General features: G+C 66.4%; 19 protein-coding genes. 7 read left to right on the top strand and 12 right to left on the bottom strand.

The features are described 5' to 3' along the window. The first annotated feature begins 217 nt into the window (after positions 1 to 217). Positions 218 to 784 carry a DUF99 family protein gene (locus tag D575_RS0102105; RefSeq protein WP_018144260.1) on the top strand — a complete coding sequence of 189 codons (567 nt, stop codon included), beginning with the start codon at positions 218 to 220 and terminating at the stop codon, positions 782 to 784. 132 nt (positions 785 to 916) lie between these two features. Beyond that, entirely contained in the window at positions 917 to 1,651 is a 735-nt protein-coding gene (locus D575_RS0102100) for a DUF72 domain-containing protein (RefSeq protein WP_018144259.1), read from the top strand. A 4-nt stretch (positions 1,652 to 1,655) separates the two neighbouring features. Here the strand turns inward: D575_RS0102100 and D575_RS0102095 are convergent, their stop codons facing one another. After that, a complete protein-coding gene (locus tag D575_RS0102095; RefSeq protein WP_018144258.1) occupies positions 1,656 to 2,894 on the bottom strand; it encodes an MFS transporter in 1,239 nt (412 codons plus the stop codon). 436 nt (positions 2,895 to 3,330) lie between these two features. Then, on the bottom strand, positions 3,331 to 4,863 hold the full coding sequence (locus tag D575_RS0102090) for an L-lactate permease (protein WP_018144257.1): 1,533 nt from the start codon (positions 4,861 to 4,863) through the stop codon (positions 3,331 to 3,333). 212 nt (positions 4,864 to 5,075) lie between these two features. Here D575_RS0102090 and D575_RS0102085 point away from each other — a divergent pair, with 212 nt between their 5' ends. From D575_RS0102085 to D575_RS0102075, 3 genes are all read left to right on the top strand, one after another. Next, positions 5,076 to 7,535, top strand: a complete 2,460-nt coding sequence (locus tag D575_RS0102085) for an EAL domain-containing protein (protein WP_018144256.1) — start codon at positions 5,076 to 5,078, stop codon at positions 7,533 to 7,535. Positions 7,536 to 7,703: 168 nt separating this feature from the next. Beyond that, positions 7,704 to 8,345: a hypothetical protein gene (locus tag D575_RS0102080; RefSeq protein ID WP_018144255.1), complete on the top strand. Its 642-nt coding sequence runs from the start codon at positions 7,704 to 7,706 to the stop codon at positions 8,343 to 8,345. Between the two features lie 411 nt (positions 8,346 to 8,756). Continuing rightward, a complete protein-coding gene (locus D575_RS0102075; protein WP_018144254.1) occupies positions 8,757 to 10,280 on the top strand; it encodes an NAD(P)H-dependent oxidoreductase in 1,524 nt (507 codons plus the stop codon). Between the two features lie 697 nt (positions 10,281 to 10,977). Here D575_RS0102075 and D575_RS0102070 read toward each other — a convergent pair. From D575_RS0102070 to D575_RS0102055, 4 genes are all read right to left on the bottom strand, one after another. After that, positions 10,978 to 11,370 carry a hypothetical protein gene (locus D575_RS0102070; RefSeq protein ID WP_018144253.1) on the bottom strand — a complete coding sequence of 131 codons (393 nt, stop codon included), beginning with the start codon at positions 11,368 to 11,370 and terminating at the stop codon, positions 10,978 to 10,980. A 245-nt stretch (positions 11,371 to 11,615) separates the two neighbouring features. After that, positions 11,616 to 12,311: an MOSC domain-containing protein gene (locus D575_RS0102065; RefSeq protein WP_018144252.1), complete on the bottom strand. Its 696-nt coding sequence runs from the start codon at positions 12,309 to 12,311 to the stop codon at positions 11,616 to 11,618. An 88-nt stretch (positions 12,312 to 12,399) separates the two neighbouring features. Continuing rightward, positions 12,400 to 12,543: a hypothetical protein gene (locus D575_RS14430; RefSeq protein ID WP_018144251.1), complete on the bottom strand. Its 144-nt coding sequence runs from the start codon at positions 12,541 to 12,543 to the stop codon at positions 12,400 to 12,402. Positions 12,544 to 12,606: 63 nt separating this feature from the next. Beyond that, entirely contained in the window at positions 12,607 to 13,665 is a 1,059-nt protein-coding gene (locus D575_RS0102055; RefSeq protein ID WP_018144250.1) for a triacylglycerol lipase, read from the bottom strand. 107 nt (positions 13,666 to 13,772) lie between these two features. Here D575_RS0102055 and D575_RS0102050 point away from each other — a divergent pair, with 107 nt between their 5' ends. Further along, positions 13,773 to 14,468, top strand: a complete 696-nt coding sequence (locus D575_RS0102050) for a DUF4197 domain-containing protein (RefSeq protein WP_018144249.1) — start codon at positions 13,773 to 13,775, stop codon at positions 14,466 to 14,468. On the opposite strand, the gene D575_RS0102045 is transcribed toward D575_RS0102050, so the two are convergent. From D575_RS0102045 to D575_RS0102030, 4 genes are all read right to left on the bottom strand, one after another. After that, on the bottom strand, positions 14,462 to 15,691 hold the full coding sequence (locus D575_RS0102045; protein ID WP_018144248.1) for a bifunctional diguanylate cyclase/phosphodiesterase: 1,230 nt from the start codon (positions 15,689 to 15,691) through the stop codon (positions 14,462 to 14,464). The genes D575_RS0102050 and D575_RS0102045 overlap by 7 nt on opposite strands. 336 nt (positions 15,692 to 16,027) lie before the next feature. Next, positions 16,028 to 17,149: a flagellin gene (locus D575_RS0102040; protein WP_018144247.1), complete on the bottom strand. Its 1,122-nt coding sequence runs from the start codon at positions 17,147 to 17,149 to the stop codon at positions 16,028 to 16,030. A 220-nt stretch (positions 17,150 to 17,369) separates the two neighbouring features. Then, positions 17,370 to 17,990: a peptide-methionine (S)-S-oxide reductase MsrA gene (gene msrA / locus D575_RS0102035; RefSeq protein WP_018144246.1), complete on the bottom strand. Its 621-nt coding sequence runs from the start codon at positions 17,988 to 17,990 to the stop codon at positions 17,370 to 17,372. A 91-nt stretch (positions 17,991 to 18,081) separates the two neighbouring features. Continuing rightward, positions 18,082 to 19,386, bottom strand: a complete 1,305-nt coding sequence (locus tag D575_RS0102030; RefSeq protein WP_018144245.1) for a PAS domain S-box protein — start codon at positions 19,384 to 19,386, stop codon at positions 18,082 to 18,084. Positions 19,387 to 19,483: 97 nt separating this feature from the next. Between D575_RS0102030 and D575_RS0102025 the strand changes: the two genes are divergently transcribed. Beyond that, positions 19,484 to 20,377: a hypothetical protein gene (locus D575_RS0102025; protein ID WP_051069911.1), complete on the top strand. Its 894-nt coding sequence runs from the start codon at positions 19,484 to 19,486 to the stop codon at positions 20,375 to 20,377. Between the two features lie 144 nt (positions 20,378 to 20,521). Here the strand turns inward: D575_RS0102025 and D575_RS0102020 are convergent, their stop codons facing one another. Together D575_RS0102020 and D575_RS0102015 are read right to left on the bottom strand one after the other, a co-directional pair. Continuing rightward, positions 20,522 to 21,559, bottom strand: a complete 1,038-nt coding sequence (locus D575_RS0102020) for a phosphotransferase (RefSeq protein ID WP_018144243.1) — start codon at positions 21,557 to 21,559, stop codon at positions 20,522 to 20,524. Continuing rightward, the gene (locus tag D575_RS0102015; protein ID WP_018144242.1) at positions 21,556 to 21,840 is read right to left on the bottom strand and encodes an MliC family protein; all 285 of its coding nucleotides are present in this window, start codon (positions 21,838 to 21,840) and stop codon (positions 21,556 to 21,558) included. Before D575_RS0102015 ends, D575_RS0102020 begins: the two co-directional genes overlap by 4 nt. Between the last annotated feature and the right edge of the window lie 187 nt (positions 21,841 to 22,027).

Here is a 22,027-nt window from a genome sequence, read left to right as displayed (position 1 = left end):
GCTCTGGAACGGGGCTTGTATCTGCCATGATGTAGGGTATTGCGGGCGCCTCTGCAACCGGTGGCCCTTCGAGGCGAGTCCGTTATGGGCCGCCGGAGCGGGCGGGGCCGATGCGGGTGGGGCCCGCCCCGAGTGCGCTCCGGGTTGGCGAGGCCTGGGCGGACACCAGTGGAACTGTGCAACGCCGCGGCGCGAGAGGCGGCAGACCGGGAAGCGGATGCAGGAGCGTCTTTCACACGTGGTGGGTTTCGATGATGCGCCGTTCGCGCGGCCACATCGGGGTGATGTGCTGGTGGTCGGTGCGGTATTCGCCGGCATGCGGCTGGACGGTGTGATCTCGACGCGGGTGCGCCGTGACGGAGCCAACGCCACCGCGCGTCTGGCCGAATGCGTGCTGGACAGTCCGTTTGCACCGCAACTGCACGCGATCCTGTTGCAGGGGATCACCCTGGCCGGATTCAACGTGGTGGACCTGCCGGCGCTGCACGCGCGCACCGGGTTACCGATCCTCGCGGTAGCGCGCCACGCACCGGATCTGCCCGCGATTCGTCGCGCGCTGCTCGGGCCTGTTCCTGGGGGCGTGCGCAAGTGGCGACTGATCGAGGCCGCCGGCGTCATGGAACCGCTGGCGGGGTTGTACGTGCAGCGCTGCGGGCTGAGTCCCGAGGCGGCGCAGAGGCTTCTGGAAGACCAGCGCGTCCATAGCCGGTTGCCGGAACCACTGCGGGTGGCGCACATGATCGCAGGCGGTGTGACGACCGGGGCGAGTCGTCACCGTCCCTGACCCGGGGAGCCTCACCGGCGCGGTCAGGGGCGTGCGTCCACTGCATGAGTGCAGGCGAGATTGGGGCACCCTCCGGGTAGGGCGTCAGGCCTGTGGCTACACTCGTTGCAGGCAAGCCTGAAGGAGGTCTCGATGGCCTGTGCGTATGTCGGGACGTCCGGCTGGAACTACCGGGCGTGGAAGGAAGACTTCTACCGCGGGGTTCCACAGCGCGAGTGGCTCGCCCACTGTGCGCGGTATTTCAGCGGGCTGGAGATCAATGCCACCTTTTACCGCCTGCCCGCGAGTACGACCGTGCGGCGGTGGGCGGAGCAGACGCCGCCGGATTTCGGCTTCGCGATCAAGGGCAGCCGCTTCGTCACGCATATCCACCGACTCAAGGACGCCGGGGACCCGGTTCGGCTGCTGCGCGACCGCATGCAACCGATGGGGAGCCGGCTGCGGGCGGTCGTGTGGCAATTGCCGCCGAACTTCGCGGTGAACCAGGAGCGTCTGGAGGCGTTCACCAACGCGCTGGGCTTCTGGCCGGAGGTGCGGCATGCGATCGAGTTTCGCCATCCCAGCTGGTTTACCGTGGCGGTGGCGGGGCAGCTGGACGCGGCCGGAGTGGGGATCTGCCAGTCCGATGCCCCGGACTGGCCGTGCTGGGAGGCCATAGCGGGCCCGCTGGTCTACTGTCGTCTGCACGGGCATACCCGCACCTATGCCTCGGCCTACAGCGACCGCCTGCTGGACCAGTGGGCCGACCGCGTGCGGCAGTGGCTGGCACAGGGGCGCGAGGTGCATGTCTACTTCGATAACGATGCCGAGGGCGCCGCGCCCCGGGACGTCCAGCGCCTGATCGAACGGCTGCGGGATGCAGGCTGATGGCTCAGGCATCCGCCTCCGCGCGATGGCGGCGGTACAGCCGCAGGGCCGTTAGCCCGACCAGTAGCGAGGCCAGTCCACCGATCACGAACACATGTGCGGGCGTGGCACCGGCGGGCCCGGTAAGCAGCCAGAACAGGACCGGTGCCACCAGCATGGCGGAGAAAGCCAGGAAGTTGCTGGCGGCGATGAAGCGGCCGCGCCGGTCAGCGGGGCTGTGACCCTGCAGGTAGGCGGTGATCGGTACGATGAAGAAACCGGAGGCAATGCCCAGCAGGGCCATCAGCACCAGCGTTGCGGGGTAACTGTCGGTGGCGAAGTACAGCAATGCGCTGATCAGGGCCGCCGCGATCATGCCGGCCGGGGCATGGTGCATGGCGATGCCGCCACGCGACAGGTAGCCGGCAAGGATGCTGCCGGTTCCGATGCCGAGCGCCAGCGTAGTCAGGATGATGCCGGTCGCGAGCTCGCCCAGCTCCAGATGGACCTCGGCGAACAGTGGGACGTTGAGTTGGTACAGCGTGCCCAGAGCCCAGAACCATGCGATGCCGAGGATCACCATGAACAGGACGCGGTGTGGCCGGATCTCGGTGACCGACTGCATGACGGTCGCGAACGGGTTCAGGCGGAACGGCGCGGGGTTGTCGGTGGCCAGGGTCGGGGCGATGAACAAGCTGGTCACCAGACCGGTGACGGACAGCGCCACGATCAGGGCCGCCGGGACCCACAGCGCCTCGCCGGCGAACTCCATCACGAAGCCGGCCAGCGCGGTGCCGAGGATGATCGCCAGGAACGTCCATAGCTGGATGTGTCCGTTGGCGCGCGATAGCTGCGGGTAGCGCACCAGCTCCGGCAGGATGCCGAACTTCGCCGGGCTGAAGAACGTGCTTTGCAGGCCCATCAGGAAGGTGGTCACCAGCAGGCCGGGGAAGTTGTCGGTGATCAGCATCAGCGCGGCGGTCAGCAGCACCGCGGCCTCGGCCATGCGGGTGCAGACGATCACGATCTTCTTGCTGTAGCGGTCGGCGATGTAGCCCGCCCATGGCGAGAACAGCACGAACGGAAGCAGGAACACGAAACCGACCAGGCTGTAGTAGAAGGTGCCTTCGCCCTCGGCGACGAACTCGCGGATGGCGATGAAGATGACCACCAGCCGGAAGAAGTTGTCGTTGAGGGCGTTGATGAAGACCGTCGCCATGTGGGCGACGAAGCTCTTCCTGCGGATGTCCGAGGTCTCGGTCATGGGATCTGCGGCGCGGCGGGGTTTTTGAAAGAACTATAGGTCAGGTTTGAGCGCAAAACGGGGCGGAACACGCGCAATGTCGAAAAAAATGGAGATGAAACGAGGTTAAATCGGGTGTCATTGGCGCTCGAAGCTGCAATTTCTGCCGTCGAATGGGTATTCCAGGGAGGGGCCCATGCGACGAGCCCATCGCCACTACGTACCGGGTCATTGCTGGCATGTCACCCGCCGCTGTCAGAAGCGGAAATGCCTGCTGAAGTTTGCCCGGAAACCACGGCCGGCAAACAAGAAGACACCCATGACCTTGTTTGCGGACTGCATCGTCGGTTTTTGCAGTGAGTCCCGGATGCACGCGACCCGAGGAGAAGAAGGGGGCACCCATCATCCTCCATGAGCAAGAATTCACGTGGGCCGAGCTCATATGGCACTCCCGCGCCTACCAGGCGAGCGCCAGCAAGCCGGCCCCGAGGCAGACGACGATGACCGGGATGATGGTCTCGCGGATCACCTGACCCTCGCGGGCCTGCAGGCCGGCGGCCCCGGCCGCCATGGCGATGTTGTGCAGCGAGATCATGTTGCCCACCCCGGCGCCGATCAGTTGCAGGGCGAGGACGGTTGGGAGCGCCATGCCCAGGGCATCGGCAGTGTCTGCCTGGAGTTGTGCAAACAGCAGGTTGGAGACGGTCGCGCTTCCGGTCATGAACGAGCCCAGGGCGCCGAGGAAGGCACTGAACATCACGAAGGTCCCGCCCAGTGATTCCGCCAGGCCCTGCCCCAGCACCTGTGGCATCGACGGCAGGCCGGCGGCGTTGGAGCCGGAGCTCAGCAGGAGCTGGGTGAGGGCGATGATGAACGCCAGCACGATGGCCGCCACGCGCAGCTTGCCCCAGGTGGCGGCCACCGCCTGACCCAGCGTGGCGCGGCTTACGCGGAACAGGATCAGCGCGGTGAGCAGGGCCAGGCCAAAGTAGAAATAGGGTGTGTACAGCGGGGCGAGGCTTTGCCCCAGCTCAATGCCGTGGAACTCGCCCGGTGACCAGCGCACGGACTGCAGGGCCTCGCGCAGCGGCATGATGGTGCGCGAGGCGATCAGTGCCACGGCCATGACCGCGAACGGCACAAAGGCCAGGAGCACGCGCCCGACTGGGGCCCGCTCGACCTCTGGGCGCCGTTCGTGCCGGGGTAGCAGGAAGCCGCGATGGGCCGCCAGGGCAATCACCGCCATTGCCACCACGCCGCCGATGATCGCGGGCAGTTCCGGCCCCACCAGCCAGGCAACCAGCAGATAGGGGATGCCGAACGCCAGCGCCGACAGCACGGCGAAGGGCACGAACTCGCGGAAGCGCCCGCGTTCCTCGCCGAGGGTCGCCACCCAGACCATGAATAGCGTAATGAACGGTGCGAGGACGGTGTGGATGACCGCCGTCTGCAACACGGCCGAGCGGGTGGTCTCCGCATCCAGGCCGAGGCCGGCGAAGCCGATGATCACGGGCGTTCCGGCCGCACCGAAGGGGACGGCGGTGCTGTTGCCGATCAGGGCGATGGCGACCGCCTTCAGGGGCCGCATGCCGAAATACACCAGCAGCGGTGCCGCCAGTACCGCGGGGGTGCCGAAGCCGGCGATGCCCTCTACGAAACCGACCAGCCCCCACCCCAGCAGCATGGCCAGCACCCGGTGGTCGCGCGAGACGCTGGCGATGACTGACTGGATTGCACTCATGTGCCCGGTCCCGATCATCACGTTCAGCACCAGCAGTGCCATCAGGATGATCAGCAGGACCTCCACGAAAACGATGGCAGCATCCAGCAGACTCGCTACCAGCACCGTGCCCGATATCTGCCAGACCAGAACGGCCAGCACCAGGGTGGCGAAATAGGCGATGGGCGCCGCTTCAAAGGCCGGCCGCCGCAACGGCACCAGCCACACGAACAGCAACACGAACGGCACCAACGTGAGCCAGAACAGCACGATCCCTCTCCCGTTATGCGCAAGGCGTCATCCTAACCCGGGGCTCGGTTCGGGAATAACCGAATCAGGCTGCCACAAGGCCCCTTGGCGTTATGCCCCGCGAAGAGCTCGCAGGGTCGCGCAGCGTCCTGGAGGTCAGGGCCGGACGCTCGGCCCCATGGGCCGTGGATACTTGTCTATAGTGACGCTGAATTGCTCACGTCCGGGTCTACATGATGCAGAACTCCGAAACCCAGTCATCCGGGGGCGCCGCGGATGCCCTTGATACGGACTTCTTGAAGAAACTTCCGAAGGTGGTCGATGACCTCCGGGACCGCTGGTACATCGTGCGCCAGCGCGGGTTCCGGCCACAGGACGTGATGGATGTCCGGGGCATAACGCGGGCTTTGGTGAGCGGTCTGACCGGCTCGGCCATGGTTGACTCTTTCACCACCGCTCGCCGGATTGATGAGCGGCTGGCGCAGTATGCGGCCACCACGGTGCGTCCCAACCCGGCCGATCTCGAGACCATTGGAGCCCTGGTTCTGCGGCTGCGCGAAAGTGTGCGCGGCGAAGTGCCGTTCGCCGCGGACGACGCCGAGACGGCCGCGTCGGGCCCGATGATCCAGCGGCCTCTGGTATGCCTGTTCGGGGCGGATGCTTCGCCGGAGAGCGAGACCGCCTTGCTGCTGGGAATACACGGCTATTCGGTTGTTGCGTGCGCCGATGAGGCAGCCCTGCCGCATCCGGGCGACGCGACCCCACCCGACGTGATGATCGCCGAACTGGCGGCGATGGATGACGCCGAACTGTCGCGGCTTGTCCATCTGCGTGACGCTTCGCTGCCGGGCGTGCCGCTGGTCATCCTGGCGCCAGTCAGCGGAGGAGCCGCAGGACAGGCCGAGCTGCATGTGCTCCGCGCCGGTGCCGATGCCCTGTTGAAGCGGCCCGTGACGGACCTGGACTTGGTGGGGGCCATACGCGGGCTGGTGCAGGACGACTTTCTGATCCCGTACCGGGTGCTGATGCTCGGCGCGGACACCGGGTCTGTCGAGGAGCCGGCGTCCATGTTGCGGCAGGCCGGCCTGGAGGTGGGCATCAGCGTGGACCCGCTGGAGGTGGTTGATCGAGTGGCGGATCGTCGGCCAGAGGCGGTAGTGATCGCCGGGTCTTTGCCGGGGGTCACCGCGGAGGAGATCAGCCGTCTGTTGTTGCCCCACGACATGTCTCTGGATATCCCCCTGTTGGCTTTGGATGTGCCGGGGGCACCGGATGGCTCGCCCGGCAATGGGATGCTCGACTACCTGCCGCCCGCCAGTACCGATGCGGACATCGTCTGCCGGGTTCGTGCGCGGGCTGCATGGCACCGCCGTACTCGGTCGCGGGCGCACGGCCAGGCCGAGCGTGTCCGATCGCCGACACTGGTGCATCCCCTGGAGTTCGAGCGTCTCGTGTTATGCCATCTCGACGGCCTTGATCCTGCGCAGGGGGCCGCGGTGGTCCTGCAGTGGGCGTTCGATGACCCGGGGGCGCTACTCGCCCGCCTCGGTCCGATCGACTACCAGCAGACTCGCAACCAGTTCGTGCGCCGGATTCGCGAGGCCATGGCCCCGGGTGATCTGGTGGTGAGCCATGGTGAGGCGGGCTTGATTGCGATTGCCCAACGCAAGGACATGAAGGAGATCGTCGAACTCGCGCAACGCGTGCATGAGCAGACTGCCGGTGCCGCTGTGTCCGGTCTCCCCGGTGGAACCGTTGTGGCCAGCATTGGTGTCGGACAGGTGATGTGGGAACGTCCGCTCAAGGCTCTGGACCGTGCCATCGCGCTTTGTAGCGAGGCCCGCGACAGCGGCGGCAACCGGGTGCAACTGGATCCGGAGTTGCTGACGCCGGATCTGGAGGTCGAAGAGCGCAATCACTGGCGGCGCACCATTGCCCATGCCATCAAGGAAAAGCGACTGTTCCCGGTGTTTCAGCCGATCGCGAATATCAGTGGGTCCGATCAGATCGAACGCCATGAGGTGCTGCTGAGAATCCGCGAGCCGAATGGCAAGATCCTGTTGCCGGGACAGTTCGTCGAGATGGCGGAACGGCTCGAGCTCGACCGGCATCTCGATCGCTGGGTCATCAGTAATGCCCTTGGCATCCTCAATGCCCGAACCGTGAGCCACCCGCAGTCGCGGCTGTTTGTGAAGATGTCCCGCGGCTCGCTCGGCGATTCGAGCTTTTTGCCCTGGCTGGGCAAACAACTTGCCGTGCACCCGGTATGGCCGGGAAGCCTGGTTCTGCAACTCCGCGAGGGCGATGTGCTGGGCCGGATGGATCAGCTCTCGGCCTTCGGCGATGCGCTTCGGGATCTGGATATCCGCATCGCCCTGGAACACTTTGGCGCCAGTACCGATGCCGATACGCGCCGGATGCTTGCCGAAATGCGGCCCGACTACGTCAAGATCGCGCGGGAACTCACCGTGGGGCTGCATCACTCCGCCACGCCTTCGTTACGGCTCAACGGCCTCCTGGGTCAGGCCAAGGAGGTCGGTGCCTACACCATGGCCAGCTATGTGGAGGATGCCGATGGTCTGGCCTTGTTGTGGCAGGCCCAGATCGACCTGGTTCAGGGGAACTTCATCCGGCAGCCAGAGGAAGAGCTGCGCTACGAACTCGAGTTTCCAGGCCTGGACGACGCGGGCTGATCGGCTCGGTCAGACAGGACAGTACGCCTGCGAAGAATGCGGTCAGGCCGGCAAGGCGCAGGGGGTGGTCACGAGCAACGGATGGTCCAGGACGGTAGGATCGGCAGGCGGGGTCGCCAGGCCCCGCAGTGACGGACCGTTCCAATCACATGACGCAGGGAGGCGTTCATGATTCTTCTGGTTGTATACAGTTTCGCGGTACTGGCCGCATTGGTGATGCTGTTGTCGCGACGGCGCGCCGCGCTTGGCGTGCGGGTGCTGTATGCCCTCGCGACCTTGGTGCTGCCCTTTGCCACGGTATTGCTCGCGCATGCGCTGAACGGTGGCGAGACATCCGGGGCGGGGGCTTTCGGGCTGGTGCTGTTCGCGTTCCTTGGCAGCCCGTTGTTGATGTGGTGGGTGTTTGCCTATCGCCACCCTGCAGGGGGCCCCGAGGACCCTGCTGAGAGGGGCATCGCGCCGGGCTCACCGCCGCCGGAGGCGGCCAGATCGGCCGCGCCGGATGCCGTCCAGGAGTCCGCGGTGGCCGCGGCACAGCGGTCGACTGCGCGGATGCACCCCTTTCACCGTGCGGCGCTGGTGCAGACGCCGGGGTCGCTCCTGCTGGGATTGGGACTGGCTGAAAAGCTCGGGGGTAATGACGGTCCGATCTTTCCGTTTCTGGCGAATGGCTGGCTGGTCGACGGCATGCTGGTGCTGGGGACGGTTCTGTTTGCCGTATCGCTCCGTATGATCGTCGCAGAACTGCGCCGGCCGTCCGCACCGCAACGGGATACCGAAGCGCTGGGAATCCGTAACCCGCGTCGCTGAGCCACCCGCAGACGCAGTTTGCCGCGACCGCTTCTCGTACGCCCGGTGACTGTTCCGGTGGACTGGATCTTGTGAGCTCTCTAACGGAACGGCGCTTCCGGGTATGACGGATCGGTAGCAAGCCTCTCTGGCGCGGGCTATGTTCTGGGTGGAGCCGCTGTGGTGGACGAATTCCTCGACTCGCGGGATCGGCCCTAAAATGGTCGGTCGGCGTGGACGGAGGACTTGTGTGGGGTCGTGGGTATGGATGAGTAGCGCGGTACGGAGGGTTTCGTCATGCAGAGATACGTCGTCGGCAGGGTGGAATCCGATTCGCGGGCAGGGCCTGGCTTGCGGTACCCATGACGTCGGTGGTTGTCACCGCGGCTGGCTGGGGGACGAAGGTATGACGACCGCATGGGGTGACCCCGCTTGAAGGTGCTCGTCATCCTCGGCCACCCGCGCGCCGATAGCCTGTGCGGGGCGCTGGCCGAAGCCTACAGCGAAGGGGCGCGCGCGGCCGGGACCGAGGTGCAGTCCCTGAATCTGGCGAGCCTGGAGTTTGATCCGCACGTCCACACCCCTTCGCCCAATCAGCAGCCACTCGAAAAGGACCTGGAGATCGCGCGCGGCCTCGTCGAGTGGGCCGATCATCTGGTGTTTGTCTATCCCACCTGGTGGGGCACCATGCCGGCGCTGCTCAAGGGCTTTCTGGACCGGATCATGATGCCGGAATTCGCCTTTCGCTCCTGCGAGGGCGGTACCGGGTACGAAGGGTTGCTGCAGGGCCGCTCGGCGCAATTGATCACGACCATGGATACGCCGCCGCTGATCCACCGGCTGGTGTATCGCCAGCCAGGTGCCAATGCGATGGCGCGCGCCACGCTGGGGTTTTGTGGCGTCCGGCCGGTGCGCTCGTTGATGTTCGGTTCGGTGCGCCATAGCGACGAGGCCCAGCGCGAGGCCTGGTTGCAGCGCGCAGGCCAGGAAGGGCTGCGTCTGGCCAGGGGGCGCGAAAGTGCGGGCGAGTGGCTCGCGCACAAGGCCGGTGCCTGGCTCCAGGCGTTGCGCTTGCAGTTCTATCCGATGACCTTTGTGGCCTACGCGGTGGGGGCGCTGGCCGCCGCCCCGGCAGGCGGGGTGTTCGGCAACCCGGTGTTCTGGCTCGGGTACCTGTGCCTGTTTCTACTGGAAGTGGCCACGGTGCTGGTGAACGAGCGCGTGGATTTTGGCTCGGACCGGCAAAACCGGTTCTATGGCCCCTTTACCGGTGGATCGCGCGTGCTGGTGGAGGGGCTGTTGTCCGCGCGCGAGCTGGGCGGGGGGATTGCCGTCGCATTGGTGGGCTTCGCCCTCGCGTTCGTGGCATTGCTGGCGACCGCACCCGGGGATTCGGGGCCGATCCTGGTGGTGATGGCCGTCCTGGCGGTCCTGGCGATCGGCTACACGGCGGCGCCGCTGAAGCTTAGCTATCGGGGGCTGGGGGAGCTGGACGTTGCGCTGACGCACAGCCTGGGTGTGCTGCTGTGTGGCTATGTGTTCCTGGCGGGCGACTGGACCGCGTCCTTGCCCTGGCTGCTGAGCCTGCCGCTGTTCCTGGCGATTGTGCCGTCGATCACGCTATCCGGCATTCCCGATCGCGAGGCGGACGCCGCGGTGGGCAAGGGCACCCTGGCCGTGCGCCTGGGGAACGCCGGCGCGCTTTGGGTGGCGTTGTCGTTCACCATCCTGGCGGCCGTCAGCGGCGCGTGGTCCGATGCGCTGGGATGGGTTCAGGGGGCCTATGCCGGGATCGGGTATGTGGTGGTCCCGTATGCCGCCTGGCTGGTCTGGCTCCTGTGGCGTGCGCTGCACCGCGAAGGCCCCAGGGGGCGCATTGACGGATTGATGGCGGCATCCCTGGGCTATGTGCTCTGGTTCGGACTGTTCCCCCTGGTGAACCTGGTCATGGGCTGATGGTGATATCTCCGACGAAGCCAATAGCCATGGAAGGCAACGGAGAGGACAGACAGGAACAGGATGAAGCGCCATCGACCAGGCTCCAGCAAGGATGAGGGCATCGAGCCTGGTGTGCTGGGGAAACACTGATCACGGCGTATGTTCGCGCTCGAGTCGCTTTTGGGTGTCAGCAAGGGACGGCGACTGCCGTGCAGTCACTCTGCCGCAGGTGAGCCGCAACGCCGTGCGCGCACCCGTTTTTACCAACAGCGGGCGGCCGTGCCCCGTCGTTCAAGGCGTTGTGGGGTTGGTGCGCCTAGGGAAACACTGATCAATGTACACACTCGCGTTGGTACCCCAGGTTTTCCGAGACAAGGCGCGTCGTGCAGCGGGTAGTGGTTCTACCCGCAAGCGGCGCAACGCAGGATCGGGGAACCTGGGGTACCAACCCCACAAACCATTCAATGCAGGGGCTCGGCCGCTTTTGCGCGGGAACGGCGTTGCGGTTCCCTTGTGCAGAATGACTGCACGGCAGTCACCGCGCCTTGTTCGCACGCAAAAGCGACTCGAGCGCGAGCGTGTACATTGATCAGTGTTTCCCTAGTCTCGGAAAACATGGGACACCAACGCCAACATACTCCTTGATCAGTGTTTTCCTGGCGGCCAGGTTATGACAGGCCGACCCGTTGGGGCCGGCCTCTCGTTCAGGGTGGGTTTAGTTGTCGTCTTCGTCGTCGTCGCTGTCCAGGTCGAAGCCGCCTTCGGCCTCGGCATCGCCTTCCGCGTCGACTCCATCATCGTCCATGTCGGTGTCAGCGCCGGCTCCCGCGCCGGCCCCCATGCCGCGGTCGCTACCCATGCCACGGTCGTCACCCATGCCGCGGTCGCTACCCATGCCGCGGTCGCTACCCATGCCGCGGTCGCTACCCATGCCGCGGTCGTCACCCATGCCACGTTCGCTACCCATGCCGCCGCTTGCTTCGGCTCCGGTTTCGGCAGCGCCTTCGGCAGAGGAGCCCAGATCCTGGGCCTGGGCGGCGCCCAGGGCACCGAGTGTGAACAGCGAGCTCAGGGCAATGGCAATGCCGGTCTTTCGATAGTTCCACATGGTTCTTGCTCCTACGTTTTTGGCAAAAGTCGCACCGACTGGATGCCACCCCTCGGGGGGTGCATCGGTCGCGTGCAAGCCATGGATAACGCTGGTGGGGGGTCGGATAAACCCTGTGCGTGAGGAGTTGAACGCTAGTTCACAGATGTAGGCGGCAAGTTGTGGAGGGGTTCGCGTGCAGGCGGGAAGCGGGCGGGGGCAGCCATCATTGGCTCAGGTGTTGGCTTAAGGCCCGGGGATGCGGCTTATGCGGAGGGTGGCTCGCCAGTCAGCCGCTGCGGGCTGCTGGCATCGGCGGCGCCGCGCAGTTTCCTACGCGCCTTGTCCCGCCAGTTGGGGGCCAGGGCTTCACAATCGGCGAGTTGCTGCAGGTGCTGGTGGTTCGGGCGCCGATAGACCGCGGCCATTGCGGCAGCGATGCTGAGGCTTTCCGGCAGGCGTTCGAGCCGTTCGATGGTGTCGCCCGGAGTAAGGGTGCCGGGCTCCAGAACGCGGTAGAACCAGCCGCAACGCCCGGTTTCCTGGACCCGGCGTGCCAGGCCGGGGATGTCGAAGCGGACGTCCAGCTTCCAGCAGGGTGTTCGGGGCTGGCTGACCTGCACCCGGACGGAGCCGATGCGATAGACATCGCCGATGTGCACGCTGTGCTCGTCCATGTCGCGGCTTGCGAGGTTTTCGCCAAAGCCGGGGGGCTCGAAGCGCGTGGCCCGCGCCGGGTGCTCCGTCTGCCACCAGGCGTAATGGTCGAGGCAGTAGTGGAGCAGCGCCCGTTCGGGACCGCCGTGATTGTCAGGGTCGGCCTGTTCGTCACCGGTCAGGCCGAGGCGACACACTGATACCTCGCCTGGCACGGGTTGCTTGTCGATGGCGCTGGCGCGGCCCTTGGCGTAGTCGGGGGCCACGCGGCCGGTGTAAAGGCCACTGAGGGTGGAGATCGTCATCTGGGACCTTTCCCTGTTGTCGTGACGTTGACCATACAACAGCCCGGGCGCGCCGATAGAGGCCGAGAATGAGCGATCCGTTGGGCCTTCATCGCCCGCTCAGGTAGATCAGGCGGGCGATGAAGGCGATGCCCAGGATGATCCAGCCGACCGGGTAGGGCAGTACGCCCGAGAAGAATGCGGTCAGGCTGGCGACGAGCAGGACGCCGATGACGAGCAGAGGGATATCCATCCCCTTGAGAGCCAGGATTCCGGTAGACGTTCCGCGCGGGCGGGACACGCCGGGCACTTGCGCTTACGGGTCGCCTTGCCACTGATCGAGGATCTCCAGGATCTCGTCGATGGCCGGGGGCTCGTCCGTCAGCGGGCCGGGTACCAGCAGCCCACGATGCGAGGCCTCGAGGATCAGCGGGTCCGGATGCCCGTCCAGGTGCAGGGATTCGACCGGCACCACGCCGTCGCCCAGTTCGTCGTCGGTCTGCTCCCACCATTCGCTGATGCGCCCGGCCACCGCCTCGAGGTCGATCTGTTCGTCCAGCGCGGCGAGGCTCTCGCGCATGGCGGGAGTGGGTTCGGGCAGTTTGCCGCCGATGATGCGGACCGGTATGCCGTCCGGCCAGGGGCGTGCGTTGAGTTGGGCCAGGAAGCGGCTGCCCGGGCGCAGGTCGATCTTGGCCGCGCCGGTGCCGTCGCGCAGGCCGGCAAACAGCGAGAACCGCTGCTGCTGGATGTCGGCCAGCCACTCGCGTACCTCCAGCCAGACTCGCAGCCGGGCCCACTCGGAGCCATGATTGGGGGTGGCCACCAGGATCACGCCGGCGACGGGTCGCCCCCCGACACGCGGGGTCGCATCCTCCGGATGCCGGTAGCGCGTCACGAAGTCGCGGATCACCAGACCCCCCATGCTGTGGCCAATCAGGATCAGCGGGTCGTCGCCTTCGAGCTGCGCCCAGTGTTCCGCCAGCAGGTCCGCGCTGTGGTCGATAGCCTGGTCGTTGGGATAGCGGAATTCCCAGCCATTGATTCCGGCGTCGTCCAGCGCGGGCGCCAGGGCGTCCCAGATATCGCCGGGCTCGTCCAGTCCGTGCAGCAGCAGAACGTCCGGCGGGCGCTCGTCGTCGAACCGGTCCGAACGCGGCAGGAAGCCCTGCAGATCGTCGGGCAGCTCCATGGTCTCGGGGAACCATTCGTGCAGGCGGTCCTGGACTTCGACGCGCAGCTCGCGCTCCTGTTCCGGATTCTGCTCGGCCCAGCCGACCCAGATGGCCAGGGCGAGCAGGGGCGCGCCCACCAGGATCAGGAAGGCGCCGAGGCGCCGGCGGCGCCGGTTCGAATCGGGACGGCTGGCATTCATGGACGATCACCATCGGACAAGCCGAGCTCCACGGCAAGTGGGGGGCTGGCGCGGGCGATTCGATGCCCTGTGTATCATGACGGGAAGTCCCTCACGGAAGTTTCGACATGCGACGCGCGTACTTGCTCCCCTGGCTTCTGGTCCCCCTCTTGCTGACCGCGTGCGCCGGGCTGGATGTCCGCGACTTCGGCCTCGATGGGGGTGGTGGTGATCGTGCCGAGGAGGCCATCCGCGAGGCCCTGCGGGTGGGCACCGAGCGCACGGTGGAGCGGACCGGCCGCGAGGACGGCTACTGGGGCAACGCGTTGATCCGTATCGGTCTTCCTCCAGAGCTGGAGCAGGCCGGCGATACGCTGCGGCGCGTCGGGTTTGCCAGCCAGGTGGACGATCTGGAGCGGCGGATGAATCGTGCAGCGGAGTCCGCAGCGCAGGAGGCCGTTTCGGTGTTTGTCAGTGCCATCCGCGGGATGCGGCCGGAGGATGTGTATGGGGTGCTGCGCGGGGCCGATGATGCCGCCACGCAGTATCTGCGCGATGCGTCGGAGTCCACCCTGCGCGAGCGCTACATGCCGATTGTGCAGGAGCAGATGGAGCGGGCCGACGTCTATCGGGTGTACCAGCCGCTGCGCGACGCGGCGGGCCGCATTCCGGGCCTGTCGGGGCTGGACGTCGATCTGGATCGCTACGTGACCGATCACGCCCTGGATGGCCTGTTTACCATCCTCGCGGACGAGGAGCGTCGCATCCGCGAGGACCCGGCCGCCCGCACGACCCAGCTCCTGCGTGACTATTTCGGTCAGTAGCGCACTGCGTGCAGATGGCCGGTGTGCGGCGTGTCGGAAAGCAGCAGGGATGGGATCTCTTCGGCCCGTAACGGGCGGGCGAAATAATAGCCCTGGATGCAATCGAATTTCAGTTCGCGGCCGATTGCCAGTTGTTCCTTCGTCTCCACGCCCTCGGCAATGGTCCGTAGGCCCAGCGACTCGGCCAGCAGGACCATGCCGCGCGAGAGGTCGTGGGCGGACGGATCAATGCCGAGTCCGGAGATCAGCTGGCGGTCGATCTTGAGGATGTCGATGGGGAAGCGGTTGAGGTAGGCCAGCGAGGAATAACCCGTGCCGAAGTCGTCGATGGCGAGCTGGATGCCGAGTGACTTGAGCTGCTTCAGGGCATCGGTGGCCGCGTCCATCGCCAGCACCGTTTCGGTCAATTCGATGTGCAGCAACTCCGGCGGTAGCCGATGGCGATCCAGCGCGGCCGCGACATGGGCCGCCATTTCGGGGCGGACGATGTCGTGCGCCGAGAGGTTGATTGCCACATACCATGCGGGGCGGCCGTGTTCGGCGGCCAGGGCCTTCCACGCACCTGCCTGGCGGCAGCCCTCGTCCAGGGCCAGATCGCAGATGCCATGGATTAACGTGGAATCCTCCGCCACGTCCAGAAACTCCGCCGGGGATAGTTCTCCGCGGATGGGGTGTCGCCAGCGGATCAGCGCCTCGACGCCGACATGGCGCTCCTGCGCCAGGGAGTAAATCGGTTGGTAGCGCAGGAAAAACTCGTTGTGCCGCAGCCCGCGCCGGATATCGAATTCCTGGCGCATGCGCCGCAGTTCCTCGGTGACCGGGTGCAGCGCGGGGATGACCAGCCAGGCCATCAGCTGGCCGATGCCGACGAAGAATCCGGTACGGGTTAGCCAGCGTTCGGTCTCCTGCGCGATGCCGGCGGTGACATCCACCGGCGTCATGGGTCCGGCCAGCACGCCGGCCACCAGGGCCACGACCAGAGCGGCGCCCGCGCCGAAGCGCGCCGCGGCGAACAGGATGGGCACGTAATAAAAGTGCGGGACGATACTGTCAGCGCCACCCGCGGTGTAGACGATCAGCCAGGACAGGGCGAGCCCGCCGAGGATCAGCAGACTAGCGCCCACGAATGACATGCCCACCCAGGCACGGAGTGTGGTGCGGGCGAGGTAGTCGGTGTAGCGGATGCCACCGGTGGAGGGCAGGGCCGAGGGAAACTTGGACATCGCGCTCTTCCTTTGGCCAATCCCGGGCCGGTTATTACACCTTTGGCTGTGCGACAAGGCGGCACGGCTTCAGGGTGGCATGTCCAGTCGTCCAAGCGACCGCGCCTGTATCCCGAGTGTAGTGCATGTGAGTCAGAACGCCGTTCTGCAACTCGGCAGCGCGGATCTGGCAAATCGGTACCCCAGGAACGCTGCGGGGTCGTTCCTGATACACCTAAAAGGAAGCGATTGCCGGGCGCGAGGATCCTTCCGTCTGGCCATTCGCGGACCTTGAGGAACTTTGGTCCGGGCTCCCGGCAGACCGTCGATAGATCGCAGGCGCACGGTGGATGCGATTCAGGCGAGCAGGCGCAGGACGAGTTGAGGTGCCAGGTTGGCCTGGGCGAGGATGGCGATTCCGGCCTGCTGGAGGATCTGGGCACGGATGAGTGCCGCGACCTCGGCGGCGTGGTCGGTGTCGAGGATCCGGCTGCGCGCGGCCTGGAGGTTTTCGCTCCCGATGCCCAGGTTGTCGATGGTCGATTCGAGGCGGTTCTGTACCGCGCCCAGGCGACTGCGGCGCGCGCTGATCCGGTCCAGGGCCTGGTCGAGCCGCGCGAGGGCGTCGCTGGCCCCCTGGGCCGTGCCCAGGTCGATCCCGGCCAGGTTTCCCTCCACGTCGGCGGTGGCGGGCAGCCCCAGGGTGGCGAGGCCGGCGGCTCCACTGATGGTGATGGTCTCGCGCGCGGTGATGTCCAGGCGTCCGTCGAGGGTTGCGGAGGCGCGCGCCGGGCTTCCGAGTTCGCGATTGATGGCCGTGGCCAGGGCCGCGACCGAGTCGTAGTCCCCGTCCGGTACGTCGACCTCCGGGGCGTCGCCGATACGGATGCGGAAGTCTCCCGCGACGGTGAACGGACCGTTCGCGAACAGCGCCGTCAGGTCCGCCGAGCGGCTGGTGGCGACCACCCCGAGCCGGCGCGTACCCATGCCGTCGCCGAGATCCACGGCGAGGGTCTGCCCGGCGTTGGCGCCGACCTGAAAGAACGCGGTGGACGCGCTTCCATCGAGCAGGGTGCGGCCGTTGAATGTGGTCTGGGTGACCACCCGGTCGGTCTCGGCCAGCAACTGCCGGGCCTCGCGGTTCAGGGCCTGGCGGTCGGAGGCGGACAGGGTGCCGTTGGCTGCCTGCAGGGCCAGCTCGCGGATGCGCTGGAGGTTGCCGCTCATGGAGCCCAGCCCGCCCTCGGCGGTGCGAGCCAGCCCGATGCCGTCCTGCGCATTGCGCATGGCCTGGTTCAGGCCACGAATCTGGGTGGTGAAGCGTTCGCTGATGGCCATTCCGGCGGCGTCGTCGCGCGCCGAGTTGATGCGGCGCCCGGAGGCCAGGCGTTGCAGGGCCACCTGCAGGGCGCCCTGGGAAAGGCGCAGGTTGCGCTGGGCGTTGAGCGTCAGGAGATTCGTGTTGATCACCTGGGCCATGTTGTCGGGTCTCACGGCCCCGTCACCGGGCCTGTCGGTACCCGGTGCCATGCAGCCGGGATCATGCAGCCGGGATCATGCAGCCGGGATCATGCAGCCGGGATCATGCAGCCGGGATCATGCAGCCGGGATCATGCAGCCGGGATCATGCAGCCGAAGTTTCGCGGCTACAGTGCGTTAACGGCGGTCTTGAACCGAACTTTAGGCCCGGGAAACCCAATCATTTCCATGGTGGCCCCAACCTGTTCGGTACGCCCCATAGCGCTTGCAGGTGCTCCTCCCGGCCGCAATGGGTCACGTAGTTGGCGTAGCGTTCCGGGTGGTTGCGGTAGTAATTCTGGTGTTTGTCCTCGGCCCGATAGAAGGGTGCAGCGTCCCGTATGCGCGTCACCACCGGTTGGTCGAAGCGGCCCGAGTGGTTCAGCTCGGCCCGTGAGGCTTCGGCGATGGCGCGCTGGGCGGCATCCTGCGGAAAGATGGCGGTTCGATAGTGGGGTCCGCGATCACAGAACTGCCCGTGGGGATCCAGCGGGTCAATACTGCGCCAGAAGGCCTCCAGGATCTCGCTGAAGCCGATGCGCCCGGGGTCGAAGAGGATACGCACGGCCTCGACGTGGCCGGTGCGCCCGGTGACCACCTGCCAGTACCCGGGATCGAGGGTATGCCCCCCGGTATACCCAAGCTCGGTTTCAAGCACGCCTTCCAGCGCGTCGAAGGGTGCTTGCATGGACCAGAAGCAACCGCCGGCCAGCACCGCCTGTTCGGGCTCGTCGGCCTGGGTCAGGGCCGGCGCCAAGAACAGGAGCAGGGCGGCGAGCCAGAGTGTGCGAGTGAAGGACATGATGCCTCCCCAAGATGCGTGGGCCGTTGGTGAGGCCCGTACCCGCGCGGATGGTGCCCGCCCCGGGAGATGCGGACTCCCGGAGCAGTCCCTACGGGTGATCGCGCGGGATGGAAGAGATGGATTCCACGACCAGGTTGGCGCCGTCGCGGATCTCGTCGACGATGCCCTGGACGGTCTGGACCTGGGCGTCGGCCTGCTCGGCGACCTCACGGACCGTGTCGATGCGATCGGCGATTTCGCGTGTGCGTTCCAGGTTGCTGTTGATGACCTCGGCGATTCGGGTGGTTGCTTCGCTGGTGCTGGCGGCGAGCTTGCGCACCTCCTGGGCAACCACGGCAAAGCCGCGGCCCTGTTCGCCGGCGCGAGCGGCCTCGATGGCGGCGTTCAGGGACAGCATCCGGGTGGTCTCGGCCACGGTGCGGATGGTCTCTATGATGGACTCGATGTTGCGTGCCTCGGCGTTGAGACGTTCGACTGCCTCCTGGGTGCTGGTCACCTCGGCACGAATCTGCACGGTGTGCTGTGCGTTGAGCCGCAGTGAGTCCTCGCCGCTGCGGGCGTGATCGGCAGTCTTGCGGGCCATGTCGTGGGCGACGGCCGAGGCCTCGCGGGTGCGCTGCGCCGTATGCACGCTGGCGGTGATGTCGGTGGCGAACTTGATGACCTTCTCCACCCGGCCTTGTTGGTCGAGAATCGGATTGTAGGTGGCCTCCAGCCACAGCTCCTGGCAGTTGGCCTTCAGCCGCCGGAACTTCCCGCTCATGAGCTGGCCCTGCGCCAGGCGCTCCCAGAAATCGGGATGATCGCGATAGAAGGTCTCGTCGCAGAAGATACGATGATGCTGGCCGCGTATGTCGTCGAGGTTGTACCCGACCGCCTGGAGGAAGTTGTCGTTGGCCTTGAGGATCTCGCCCTGCGGGGTGAACTCGATCACCGCCATGGAGCGGTCCAGGGCGGTGAAGACGGCTGCCTGGTCGCGCAGTTGTTCCTGCTTTTCGGTGACGTCGTAGGCGATCTTCGCGATCTTCTCCACCTGGCCCTGGGTGTCGCGCACGGGGAAGTAGGTGGCTTCCAGCCAGATGGTTTCGCCCGTGCGCGTCACTCGGGGGAAGGTTCCGGTATGCGATTCCCCGGCCGCCAGGCGGCGCCAGAAGTCGCGGTACTGCAAAGAGCGTGCGTACTCGGGGCTGCAGAACATCCGGTGGTGCTGGCCGATGACGTCCTCGCGCGGGTGGCCTATGGTCTTCAGGAAGAGCTCGTTGGTATCGAGGATCTGGCCGCGCGGGGTGAACTCGATGTAGGCGACGGCCTCCCGAACTGCGTCTAGCACGGCCGCGTCGGTGGTTCCCGTAGCGGGATGGGCCGTCGGCGAAACGGCGGGGTTGAAAAACATGGCGAGCTCCTTGTGACCGGGTGCGGTAGAGGCCGTTGAAAACAATGTACAGGTAATGTACAAGAAAAGTACAGATGTTTCCTGTTAGGAGCGATGCATGGTTGATTGGACAAGAATCAGGGTGCCAGCCGCCGCCCTCTGGCTGGGAGTCGCGGTCCTGCTGGCCGGGTGTGGGGGCACCTTCCCGCAGCCCGGTCCGGATCCGGAATTCGACGACGGACTGAGTGCGCAGGCCCTGTTTCAGCGAACGCTTGCGGCCCACGGCGGGGACCTGCGGGAATACCCGGGTGATCTGAATCAGGCGACCGATGGCGAGTGGGGCCGCGTGATCCAGCGCCTCCAGCCGCTGGTAGCCGACGGCGACTACCGTGGCCAGGGCGAAGAGCGTTATCGCCCCGCCGATGATCTGTATGCGGTCCACTACACCGGTCCCGAGGGCACCAAGAGCGTCTTCCGTCACGGTGACGAATTCCGCTTGTACTACGATGGCGAGCGCAGTTCGGACCGTGACCGGATTCGCGCCAGCGCGATGACCACGGACGCCGGGGAGCTGTTCCACTACGGTCCGAGCTTCGTCAAACACCGGGCGACCGACATGGAGCGGCTGGCGGACCAGCGCCAGGGCGGTGTGAACTACCGCCGGGTACTGGCCACCATTGAGCCCGGGTTCGGCGAGGCGGACGAAGACCGGGTGGTGATGTGGATCCACCCCGAAACCGACCTGCTTTATCGTGTGCATGTCACCCTGAACGGCTTTGGCCCCACCCAGGGTGCCCACGTGGATACGACCTTCCTGGAGTACGCGGAGATCGAGGGGTACACCCTGCCTACGCGCTTCGAGGAACGGGTGCGCGGGCCGCTGCGGCTGTTCGTGCACGAGTGGTGGGTGACCGGTCGGGACAGCGGACGCGACTGGGCGCCTGCGGATGTCCGTGGGCCCGGTTTCTCGGGGGCTGCGGCGCCCCCCGCGGCGGACACTGCCGCACCGTAAGGGATGTGTTCGGGTGTGCCGTCATCGGCTCGCCATGAACGACGTGAGCCGATCCAGGGCCGATCTGCCGACTCCGAACGCCCCTGCGGTTCCGGATGCGCCGGCGGTTGCAGATTGCTTGTGGGGTCGCTGTGCGGCCGAGCCCTACTGGCTGGAGGTCGCGGAAGCGCTCGAATCCGACCCCGATGGGATGGCGGACCAGCCACCTTCCTGAAGGCGCCGGACCACGGCCAGTGCCGTGCGGCGGCTGTAGTCGTGGATCTTCCAGTGATCCGGCATCCAGCCGACCAGGAAGCGGTAGAAGTCGGCCTGGGCAATGGGGAACAGCGCACGCCACTCGTGCTCGATGGCGCCGGCTTCCGTGCCCTTGCCCCGTTCGTTCAGGGCCTCGCGCAATGCCTCGAAATAGGCATCCAGCAGGTCGGCCTCCCAGTTTTCCTGTTCCCGTTCGTCCAGGCAGCTCCCGAGGAAATAGGCCACATCGCGCATGCCGCAGCCGCCTCCGACATACTGGAAATCCACGGCGGCAACGGCGTCGCCCTCTGGCGCAAAGCAGAAGTTGGCGACCTTGGCATCGCCGTGGACCAAGCTGCGGTAGCGGGCGCCGGTCAGGGCGTCGTCGAGGGCCGCTGCCGTCTCGCGAATCGCCGGGTCCTCGATGGCGGCCCACTCGTCCGGGCGGGTGGCCAGATGCCAGTAGCTGCCCTCGGGCCACAGGCCGGTGGGCTCCCGCCCCATGAAACGCGCGTGGAAGCGGGCGAGCCAGCGCAGGCAGAGCCGCGCCTCGGCGCGGGTCAGGTGGTCCCTGCGCTGCGGGAAACCGGCAGCGTCGAGGTCCTCCAGCACGATCAGGTGCTCGTCGCCGATGGTCGCGGTATCCAGACAGCGGGGCACACGGCTGGTGGCGTCGCATTGGTTGGCCCAGTCGCGGTACCAGGCCATTTCCACCTGATAGGAGCGGACCTTGCGCTGATGCGAGCGGTTGTTGCTCCAGCCGCGCGGATGGTCCAGCTCGTCGGGGAACACGATGTGCTTGAGGATGACTGTGGGGGAGTCGCCGCCTTCAAGAAGGTAGCGCACGATCTCGCCGTAGCCGCTCCAGAGGGTCTGGATGACCGGGCCGCGCACCGCCGTGCGGGCACAGGTGGCCTGCAGGACGAAACGGGTCGCTGCGTCGGTCATCCGCGGTCGGGCAGGGCGCGACAGCTCCAGAACACGCCCAGCATCTCGAGCATGGCGGCGTCGTCGCGGGTCCAGAACACGATGTCGTCGGTGGGATTGGCGTAGCGCCCGCCGTAGGCCGTCTCGGTGGCTTGTAGTCGGGCGCGGGCCCCGTTGAAAGCCAGCACGGCCTGCTCGCCCTCGAAGGTGGCGGTGAGTTCGGGGCCGTAGGCGCAGATGTAGGCCACCTCGCGCGGGGCATCATCGCCCCGCGGCAGCGCGCTGCAGCCGGCGATCAGCATGATTCCTGCCAGTACGATTGCTAGGCGCACGCGGTGGTCTCCCGTTGATGATGGATTATCGTAGCGTTCGGCCGGTCGGTACTGCATGTGGCCCTGTGTTACCGAGGGAAACACTGATTAATGTACACGCTCGCGTTGGTACCCCAGGTTTTCCGAGACAAGGCGCGTCGTGCAGCGGGTAGTGGTT

It is taken from the genome of Thioalkalivibrio sp. AKL6 (assembly GCF_000376905.1).
Lineage (GTDB): Bacteria > Pseudomonadota > Gammaproteobacteria > Ectothiorhodospirales > Ectothiorhodospiraceae > Thioalkalivibrio > Thioalkalivibrio versutus.
Note: the sequence above shows the minus strand (reverse complement) of the source record. Positions and strands in the feature narration are given on the sequence as shown.

What these genes read in the sequence shown, in the direction of transcription:
- D575_RS0102045 (WP_018144248.1), bottom strand. Translation starts at nt 15,691, where the DNA reads ATGTCCAAGTTTCCCTCGGCCCTGCCCTCCACCGGTGGCATCCGCTAC.
- D575_RS0102100 (WP_018144259.1), top strand. Translation starts at nt 917, where the DNA reads ATGGCCTGTGCGTATGTCGGGACGTCCGGCTGGAACTACCGGGCGTGG.
- D575_RS0102070 (WP_018144253.1), bottom strand. Translation starts at nt 11,370, where the DNA reads ATGTGGAACTATCGAAAGACCGGCATTGCCATTGCCCTGAGCTCGCTG.
- D575_RS0102085 (WP_018144256.1), top strand. Translation starts at nt 5,076, where the DNA reads ATGATGCAGAACTCCGAAACCCAGTCATCCGGGGGCGCCGCGGATGCC.
- D575_RS0102095 (WP_018144258.1), bottom strand. Translation starts at nt 2,894, where the DNA reads ATGACCGAGACCTCGGACATCCGCAGGAAGAGCTTCGTCGCCCACATG.
- D575_RS0102040 (WP_018144247.1), bottom strand. Translation starts at nt 17,149, where the DNA reads ATGGCCCAGGTGATCAACACGAATCTCCTGACGCTCAACGCCCAGCGC.
- msrA (WP_018144246.1), bottom strand. Translation starts at nt 17,990, where the DNA reads ATGTCCTTCACTCGCACACTCTGGCTCGCCGCCCTGCTCCTGTTCTTG.
- D575_RS0102050 (WP_018144249.1), top strand. Translation starts at nt 13,773, where the DNA reads ATGCGACGCGCGTACTTGCTCCCCTGGCTTCTGGTCCCCCTCTTGCTG.
- D575_RS0102025 (WP_051069911.1), top strand. Translation starts at nt 19,484, where the DNA reads ATGGTTGATTGGACAAGAATCAGGGTGCCAGCCGCCGCCCTCTGGCTG.
- D575_RS14430 (WP_018144251.1), bottom strand. Translation starts at nt 12,543, where the DNA reads ATGGATATCCCTCTGCTCGTCATCGGCGTCCTGCTCGTCGCCAGCCTG.
- D575_RS0102015 (WP_018144242.1), bottom strand. Translation starts at nt 21,840, where the DNA reads ATGCTGATCGCCGGCTGCAGCGCGCTGCCGCGGGGCGATGATGCCCCG.
- D575_RS0102105 (WP_018144260.1), top strand. Translation starts at nt 218, where the DNA reads ATGCAGGAGCGTCTTTCACACGTGGTGGGTTTCGATGATGCGCCGTTC.
- D575_RS0102080 (WP_018144255.1), top strand. Translation starts at nt 7,704, where the DNA reads ATGATTCTTCTGGTTGTATACAGTTTCGCGGTACTGGCCGCATTGGTG.
- D575_RS0102065 (WP_018144252.1), bottom strand. Translation starts at nt 12,311, where the DNA reads ATGACGATCTCCACCCTCAGTGGCCTTTACACCGGCCGCGTGGCCCCC.
- D575_RS0102020 (WP_018144243.1), bottom strand. Translation starts at nt 21,559, where the DNA reads ATGACCGACGCAGCGACCCGTTTCGTCCTGCAGGCCACCTGTGCCCGC.
- D575_RS0102030 (WP_018144245.1), bottom strand. Translation starts at nt 19,386, where the DNA reads ATGTTTTTCAACCCCGCCGTTTCGCCGACGGCCCATCCCGCTACGGGA.
- D575_RS0102055 (WP_018144250.1), bottom strand. Translation starts at nt 13,665, where the DNA reads ATGAATGCCAGCCGTCCCGATTCGAACCGGCGCCGCCGGCGCCTCGGC.